Annotated in this window: 6 protein-coding genes; 3 read left to right on the plus strand and 3 right to left on the minus strand. The window is 74.7% G+C overall.

Annotated features, from left to right (window positions below):
* A partial coding sequence (locus I4I78_RS27110) for an acyl-CoA dehydrogenase family protein (protein ID WP_255567198.1) occupies window positions 1-549 on the plus strand: 549 nt, incomplete at its 5' end.
* 35 nt (window positions 550-584) lie between these two features.
* On the opposite strand, the gene I4I78_RS27115 is transcribed toward I4I78_RS27110, so the two are convergent.
* From I4I78_RS27115 to I4I78_RS27125, 3 genes are all read right to left on the minus strand, one after another.
* Window positions 585-3,236 carry a bifunctional diguanylate cyclase/phosphodiesterase gene (locus I4I78_RS27115; RefSeq protein ID WP_218614337.1) on the minus strand — a complete coding sequence of 884 codons (2,652 nt, stop codon included), beginning with the start codon at window positions 3,234-3,236 and terminating at the stop codon, window positions 585-587.
* Between the two features lie 276 nt (window positions 3,237-3,512).
* Complete coding sequence (locus I4I78_RS27120) at window positions 3,513-4,733, minus strand: NADP-dependent malic enzyme (protein ID WP_218614338.1); 1,221 nt, start codon at window positions 4,731-4,733, stop codon at window positions 3,513-3,515.
* Window positions 4,734-5,010: 277 nt separating this feature from the next.
* Window positions 5,011-6,045 carry a serine protease gene (locus I4I78_RS27125; RefSeq protein WP_218614339.1) on the minus strand — a complete coding sequence of 345 codons (1,035 nt, stop codon included), beginning with the start codon at window positions 6,043-6,045 and terminating at the stop codon, window positions 5,011-5,013.
* Between the two features lie 218 nt (window positions 6,046-6,263).
* Here I4I78_RS27125 and I4I78_RS27130 point away from each other — a divergent pair, with 218 nt between their 5' ends.
* Together I4I78_RS27130 and I4I78_RS27135 are read left to right on the plus strand one after the other, a co-directional pair.
* Window positions 6,264-6,881, plus strand: coding sequence for a histidine phosphatase family protein (locus tag I4I78_RS27130; protein WP_218614340.1), 618 nt, complete (start codon window positions 6,264-6,266; stop codon window positions 6,879-6,881).
* 11 nt (window positions 6,882-6,892) lie between these two features.
* Entirely contained in the window at window positions 6,893-7,438 is a 546-nt protein-coding gene (locus tag I4I78_RS27135; protein ID WP_218614341.1) for a GNAT family N-acetyltransferase, read from the plus strand.
* The last annotated feature ends 400 nt before the right edge of the window (window positions 7,439-7,838 follow it).

Here is a 7,838-nt window from a genome sequence, read left to right on the forward strand (position 1 = left end):
CTGCGGATCGTGCAGAACGCCGACATCGCACTCGAGGGGGTGCGGGTGCCCGAGTCGCACCGGCTCTCCGGCGGGAAGGGAACCTTCGCCGACGCGGGCGGGGTGCTGCAGCGCACCCGCGCGAACGCGTCCTGGGGCGCGGTCGGGACCCAGATGGCCGCCTACGAGCTGGCACTGTCCTACGCCAAGGAGCGCGAGCAGTTCGGCCGCCCGATCGCCGGGTTCCAGATGATGCAGGACCTGCTGGTGCAGATGCTGGGCAACGTGACGGCGTCGCTGGGCATGGCGGTGCGCAACTCGCAGCTGCTCGACGCCGGGAAGGGCTCGGACGCGCACTCGTCGCTGGCCAAGGAGTTCTGCGCGAGCCGGATGCGCGAGACCGTGTCCTGGGCCCGCCAGCTCGTCGGCGGCAACGGGATCATCCTGGGCAACGGCGTCGCGCGGTACTTCGCCGACGCCGAGGCCCTGTTCTCGTTCGAGGGCACCCGGGAGATGAACACCCTGATCGTCGGCAAGGCCGTCACCGGGCACAGCGCGTTCGTGCGCTGAGCCGTTGGTAGGGGACCGACCTCGGGCTCAGCCGGTCACCACTGCCCGGGCGGACCCGGGCGTGGCGCGTCCGGCGGTCCGCCCGCGGCCGTGGCCGGTGTCGGCAGCCCGCCGCCGCGCAGCACCCGGTGCAGCTCGTCCGGGCGCAGCGAGCGGGCGAACAGCCAGCCCTGGAACGCGTTCACCCCGAGGCCGCGCAGCACGTGGAACTGCTCCGCGGTCTCCACGCCCTCGGCGACGGTATTACGGCCCATCGCCCGCGCCACCTCGACCACGGCCCGGGCCAGCGCGAAGTCCGCCGGGTCGGTGCCGACCCCGGTGACGAACGCGCGGTCCACCTTCACCGTCTGGGCCGGGAGCTCCTTGAGCCGGGCCAGCGACGAGTAGCCGGTCCCGAAGTCGTCGACGGCGAACCGGACACCGCGCCGGACCAGCTCGCTCATCGCGTCCAGGGCGGGCCGGGGCAGCGAGACCAGGCTGGTCTCGACCAGCTCCAGCACCAGCTGGTCCCAGCCGAGCCCGGACCCGGTGACCGTCGAGGTGACGACCTCGAGGAAGTCCGGGTCGGCCGGCAGCAGGCCGGCCAGGTTGACCGCGACCGCGATCCGCTGCCCGAACCGCGGCCATCCCGCGGCCTCGGTCGCGGCGGTGCGCAGCACCCAGATGTCCAGGTCGCGCTGCAGCCCGCCGCGCTGGGCGACCGGCAGGAACTCGCCCGGCGTGACCTCGCCGTGCACCGGGTGCGACCAGCGCAGCAGCGCCTCCGCGGAGAGCACGGTGCCGTCCGGCCCGACGACCGGCTGGTACTCCAGCCGCAGCCCGTCGTTCTCGATGGCGGCGCGGAGCTCGGCCTCCATCTCGAGCTGGCGGGTGGCCTCGTAACCGCTGCGCGGGTCGGCCACCGCGACCGCACCGCGGCCGCGCTTCTTGGCTCCGCGCATCGCGACCTCGGCGTAGCGCAGCAGGTCGGACCCGCGCGGCGCCGCGACGGCACCGGGCACGGCCGGCATCACCTCCGGCGTGGCCAGCCCGACCGAGGTCGTCATCGCGACCGGGCGCCCCTGCACCGCGACGGTGCCGCGCAACAGGTCCGCGACCAGCGCCGCGAGGCGCTGCGGCCCGCCCACCTCGGCGACGTCGGCGCAGACCACCGCGAACTCGTCGCCGGACAGGCGCGATGCGGTGCAGGACACCGGCAGCTCGCGCTGCAGCCGGGCACCGAGCTCGACCAGCAGCCCGTCGCCGACGTCGTGGCCGAGCGAGGTGTTGACGCGGGCGAAGTCGTCGACGTCGCCGACGACCAGGGCGACCCGGTCCGCGGTGGGGCCCGCGAGCAGCCGGTCGGCGTGCGCGAGCGCGGCGGCCCGGTTCTGCAGCCGGGTCAGCGGGTCGACGGTGTCGGCGTCGCGCAGCACGCCCGCGGCCCGGTTCCGCTCGCCGACGTCGGTGCAGACCAGCAGCCAGAACGGGCGCCCGTCGTCGGCCGGGGAGGCGTTGACGACGATCTCGGTGTCCACCCGGGTGCCGTCCGCGCGCAGCAGCGCCAGCGAGTCGATCCGGTAGTTGGGGCGGGGGTCCGACGGGTCGCGCAGCCAGTCCGGCAGCTCCGAGGACGTGCGCTGCGGGTCCGCGGTCAGGCTGCGCGCGGGCACTCCGCGCAGGGCCTCCAGGTCGGCGTCGAGCAGCGCGCACATGGCCGGGTTGGCGTCGACGACGCGTCCGCGGTCGTCGAGCATCGCGACGCCGGTGGTGATCGTGGCGACCAGGTCGGCGAAACGCTGCCCGGCCCGCTGGGCCCGGTGCTCGGCCCGGCGGCGGTCGGTGATGTCGGCCACGGTGCCGATCAGCCGCAGCGGGCCGCCGCCCGCCGTGCGCTCGATCCGGGTCCGGCAGCTCAGCACCGGGGCACCCACCCCGTCGCCGGCCGGGCGCAGCTCGGCGCTGTGCCCGCCGGTGTCCGCCGCGCCCGCGGGCTCGCCGGCACCGGACGGGGAGTCGCGGCGCAGCAACCGGCACACGAACTCCACCTGCTCGCCCTCGATCGGGCCGTCCGGCCCGTCCGGGCGGACCTCGAGCGAGCGGTAGAGCTCGACCAGGCCCTCGCTGCGGGTCAGCGTCCCGGCGTTGAGGTCGAACGTCCAGGTCCCGGACCGGGTGGCCCGCTCCAGGTCCAGCGCGGGCGCCTCGTCCGACGGGGCGGTCTCGGCCTCCGGGAAGGGCACCAGCACGACGGCGGACCGGTCACCGGGCTGTGCCCAGCGCACCACCCGTACCCGCGCGAGCCGGCGGTCCGCCCGGACCAGCCGGGCGTCGGAGTCGGGCCCCACGAGCAGCTGCGGCAGCCGCATGCCGGTGGGGTCCGCCGATCCGGCGAGCCTGCGCAGGGCCGGGTTCGTGCGCAGCACGGTGCCGGACCGGTCGCACAGCATCGTGGCGGCGTGCGGCAGGACGACGTCGGAGACGTCGGGCACCGCGGTCGGGGGCGCCTCGTCGGCCTCGTCGGCGAACGGCCCGGGGATGCCGGAGTCGGTGAAGGCCCGGGCAAGGTCGTCGGCGAGACCCGACGGGCGCTCACCGCCGTCGCCGGGCCGCCGTCCACCGGCACGCGTCACCGTGCCCGAGCGCGGTGCCGCCCCGCCCGGGTTACCGGACGAGCGGTCGCCCGCACGTGGTTCCAGGTCGCCCACGCCCGCCTCCGTTCTGATCGACTCCGTGCATCAGAACCAACGAGCCACCAGCCCGGGCGATCCGCCCGAGTAGCCCGATCGAGCCAGGTTACACAGGGCGTTACGGGACTGTTCGGCCTAACGAGGGATCGTCTGCTTGCGAATACCCGGAGGTAACCGCCGACCGACGCGCCGAGGGGTCACGGACGGTCGCCCAACGGCCACAATGGAGTTGACCTGCAGAGGCTGCCGTTCACCGAAGGCTGCTCTGCGTTTCGGCGCAGGTACGGAAAGTGATCATTTCCCCGGCGTGTCGCCCGCGGCGTGTGCGACGGCGGCGGACACCGCCGGGGCCACCCGCGGGTCGAACGGGCTGGGCACGATCCGGTCCGCGGCAAGGTCGTCCGCGGCCACCGAGAAGATCGCCTCCGCGGCGGCCAGCTTCATCCGCTCGGTGATCCGGCGGGCCCCGGCGTCCAGCGCCCCGCGGAACACACCGGGGAACGCCAGCACGTTGTTGATCTGGTTCGGGAAGTCGCTGCGGCCGGTCGCGACGATCGCGGCGTGCCGCTCGGCGACCGCCGGGTGCACCTCGGGGTCCGGGTTGGACAGGGCGAACACCATCGCCTCCGGAGCCATCGTGGACAGGATCTCCTCGGGCAGCGTCGCGCTGGACAGGCCGACGAACACGTCCGCGCCTGCCATCGCCTCGACGACGCCGCCGGTCACGCCACGCGGGTTGGTGACGGCGGCCAGCTCGGCCTTCACCCCGCCGCGTCCGGCGTCGACGACACCGCGCGAGTCGAGCAGCACCACGTCGCTCGCGCCGGCCGCGAGCAGGATCCGGGTGCAGGCCACCCCGGCCGCCCCGGCCCCGGAGACGACGATCCGCAGGCCGGACAGGGCACGGCTCTGCACCGCGCAGGCCCCGCGCAGGGCGGCCAGCAGCACGATCGCGGTCCCGTGCTGGTCGTCGTGCATGACCGGGCAGTCCAGCGCCTCGACCAGCCGGCGCTCCAGCTCGAAGCAGCGCGGCGCCGAGACGTCCTCCAGGTTGACCGCGCCGAACGTGGGCCGCATCCGGACCATCGTCTCCACGATCTCGTCGACGTCGGTGGTGTCCAGCACGACCGGGATCGAGTCCAGGCCGGCGAACGACTTGAACAGCGCCGACTTGCCCTCCATCACCGGCAGCGCCGCCCGCGGCCCGATGTCGCCGAGACCCAGCACCGCGGTGCCGTCGCTGACGACCGCGACCAACCGGTTGGACCAGGTGTAGCGCGCGGCCAGCGACGGGTCGGCGGCGATCGCGCGGCTGACGTCGGCGACCCCGGGGGTGTAGGCGATGGCCAGCTCTCGGGCGTTGCTCAGCGGGGCTGTCAGGCCGGTGGAGAGCTTGCCGCCCTCGTGCGCGCCGAACACCTCGTCCCGGGTCGGGACGCCGTCGGCACGGTGGTCGGTATCGGGGCCGGGGCGGTGGTCGGTGGAGATATGGCTGGTCTGGTCGGCAAGGGTCATGACGGGAGGAGCTCCTCACGGGGGCGATGCGGGGCGCGCCGGAGAGGCGGGCCTGCCGTTGCACCGGAGGTCGCGGGTGTCGTCAACCAGTTCGCGGTGCCGGACGGCCACCACGGGTGTCCACGCAGGATGCGGCGGGACGTCCCGGGGGTGGGCTGTCGGGTACGGGCAGATCGTAACCGCAGAATGCCCCGTGCGCCGGTGGGCACCGCACGTGTCGTCTCGCACACACGAACGGCGGGCCGTCCCGGACGGCCCGCCGTGTGGCGCGTGCGGCTCAGGAACCCAGCGGCGAGGGGACCAGGTCCGGCAGCGGCAGGGCCGGCAGCTGCGGGCCGGACGGCATGTCGGTCAGCGGCAGGCCGGTCGGCGCGAACGGCGCGTCGCCCTCGATCAGCGAGACCCGCCCGATCGCGGAGTTGTCCGCGGCGTAGTCCAGCGCCTGGGCGATGTCGGCGACACCGTTGGTGGTGGTCGGCGCCATCAGGCTGCTCAGCACGCCGAACGCCTTGCCGTCGGCGTCGAGGTAGCCGCTGCCGGAGTCACCCGGCACACCCGGCGGCACGGTGGCCACGACGTGCGTGCGCGGGCCCTCCGGCTGGCCGAAGCTGACTCCCTGCTTGTTCGGCGTCGCGACGAGCTGGTTCGGCTGGTAGCTGAAGACCTTCTCGCCCTGCGTGGTGCCGTCCGTGTCGAGCCCGGTGGGGCCACCGAAGCCGGGCACCGACGGGTTCGCCTTCGCCACGTCGGCGTCGTCGAGCCGGATCAGCGCGAGGTCGTTGAGGTTGCACAGCTGCGGGTCGGTCTCGCCGCGGGCCTGCATCGTCGCCCAGGAGTTGTAGGCGACCCGGCCGGTGTAGGTCTGCCCGTCGCGGCCGAGGATCGAGACCTCGATGCCCTCGGGCATGACCGGCTCCCGGCAGCCGTCCACCGAGGAGGTCGCGCTCTCGCCCGCGTTGCAGTGCGCCGCGGTGCCGAGGTAGACCGCGCCGTCCGGGGTGCCCGAGGTGTGGGCCGCGGACTCGGTGTGCGCCGACTGGCGCTCTCCCTCGGACCCGTTCGGCTCGTCGGCGTGACCGTCCTGACCCGCGCCATCGGTGAACAGGAAGTTCGCCGTGCACAGCTCCGCGCCGCCGGCGAGCGGGGTGGCGATCTGCACACCCGGCCCGATCGCGGCCGTCTCCGCCGGGGCGAACCCGGCGGAGGGAGCGGCCGAGGCCGCCATCGGTGCGGCGAGTGCGGCTGCGGCGGCCACGCCGAGCGCGACTCCCACTCCCGCGATCCGGCGTCCGGTCAGCAAGGCACGCGACATGGTCTCCTCTTCCTCGAACCGGGGAGCACCGTCCGGCCTGGCGCGCCGACATCCCCGTACCCGTATGAACGACCGGGCACCCGGGTGGTGACTGTCACTTTCGGGTCAACATCACGATATCGCCCGTGCGCGAACCTCCGGTGGCGCCGCGCCGCGCCGTGACGTGCCGTGACGTGCCGTGCCGTGCGCCCGCCCCGTGGCGACTACCGTGCCGGATCGTGTCCGACGACGTCAGCGCCCCGCCCGGCCGGGTCTTCCTGCTCCGCCACGGCGAGACCGAATGGTCGGCGGCCGGCCGCCACACCGGCCACACCGACATCCCCCTGACCGACGCCGGACGGGAGGCGGCCCGCCGGGCACGGCACTCCCTGGAGTTCCTGCGCGGCCCCGACGCCCCGGCTCCGGCCCGCGTGCTCTGCAGCCCGCGGACGCGGGCCCGGGTCACCGCGGAGCTGGCCGGCCTGCGCGTCGACGCCGTCGACGGCCGCCTCGCCGAGTGGGACTACGGCGATGCGGAGGGCCTGACCACGCCGCAGGTCCGCGAACGCCACCCCCGCTGGACGATCTGGGACGGCCCGTGGACCGGCGGCGAGACCCCGGACGAGGTCGGCAACCGCGCGGACGCGGTGCTCACCGACGCCCGCGCCCTCACCGCCGGTGGTGACGTGGTGCTCGTCGGGCACGGCCACTTCGGACGCGTCCTGGCCGCCCGCTGGATCGGGCTACCGGCCACCGGCGGGGTGCACCTGAAGATGGACGCCGCCGCGGTCACCGTGCTCGGCGACGAGCGCGGCGTCGCCCGGCTGGACGCGGTGAACGTGGTCCCCCCGGCATGACCGGAGCAGCCATGGTCAGAGCAGCCGGGCCCGGTGACGTCCCCGCGATCGTGGAGCTCGTGCACGAGCTCGCCGAGTACGAGAAGGCGCGCGAGGAGTGTGGGCTGACCGTCGCGCAGCTGCACGCCGCCCTGTTCGGGCCGGATCCCTCGGCGCAGGCGCACGTGGCGGTCCTCGACGGCGGCACCGGAGGCGGCATCGGCGGAGGAACCGACGGCGGTGCCGGCGGGGAGGTCGTCGGCTGCGCGATCTTCTTCCGCACGTTCTCCACCTGGGAGGGCGTACCCGGGATCCACCTGGAGGATCTCTACGTCCGCCCGGAACACCGCGGCTCCGGTCTCGGCGGCGCGCTGCTCGCCTCCCTGGCCGCCCGCTGCCGCGCCGACGGCTACGCCCGGCTGGAGTGGAACGTGCTGGACTGGAACGCGCCCGCGATCGGCTTCTACCGCGCGATCGGCGCCGTGCCGAACGAGGGCTGGACGACCTACCGCCTCACCGGCGCCGAGCTGGAGCGGATGGGCGCCCGGGACCGTGCGGGACCTCAGCTCGACGCTTGACCTGCGCACTTCGGTGGACCTGCGCACTTCCGTGTACCTGCGCACTTCGGTGTGGTCGGCGACCGGGCCCAGGCCGTTGAACGCCTCGGTGGGTAGGTCGGCGAGACGCTCCCCGGTCGATCCCGCCGTGTCGGCCGTCCCCCGGGGGCAGAACCGAGCGGGCGGGCGACCCGGACGGCGGCGGTGGGTCCGCCACTAGAACGGCGGCGGGTCGTCCTCGGGCCCTGTATGGACCGACCGGCCGCGTGCACGCCGGCGCGGCTCGTCGCTGCGGGCTCGCTCGAGCGGGTCGTGTTCGTGGGGTTCGTGTGCCGGGGGCGCCCGCTCTCGGGTGGGGAGTACGAGGGAGCGCTCGGTGGTGTCGGGTAGTTCGTCGAAGGACGGGTCCGGCTCGCGGGGT

Source organism: Pseudonocardia sp. KRD291 (assembly GCF_019263595.1).
In the GTDB taxonomy this organism is placed as follows: Bacteria; Actinomycetota; Actinomycetes; order Mycobacteriales; family Pseudonocardiaceae; genus Pseudonocardia.

Bases quoted from the DNA above. Each gene is read 5' to 3' on its own strand.
- I4I78_RS27120 (WP_218614338.1), bottom strand. From the start codon at position 4,733: ATGACCCTTGCCGACCAGACCAGCCATATCTCCACCGACCACCGCCCC.
- I4I78_RS27125 (WP_218614339.1), bottom strand. From the start codon at position 6,045: ATGTCGCGTGCCTTGCTGACCGGACGCCGGATCGCGGGAGTGGGAGTC.
- I4I78_RS27135 (WP_218614341.1), top strand. From the start codon at position 6,893: ATGGTCAGAGCAGCCGGGCCCGGTGACGTCCCCGCGATCGTGGAGCTC.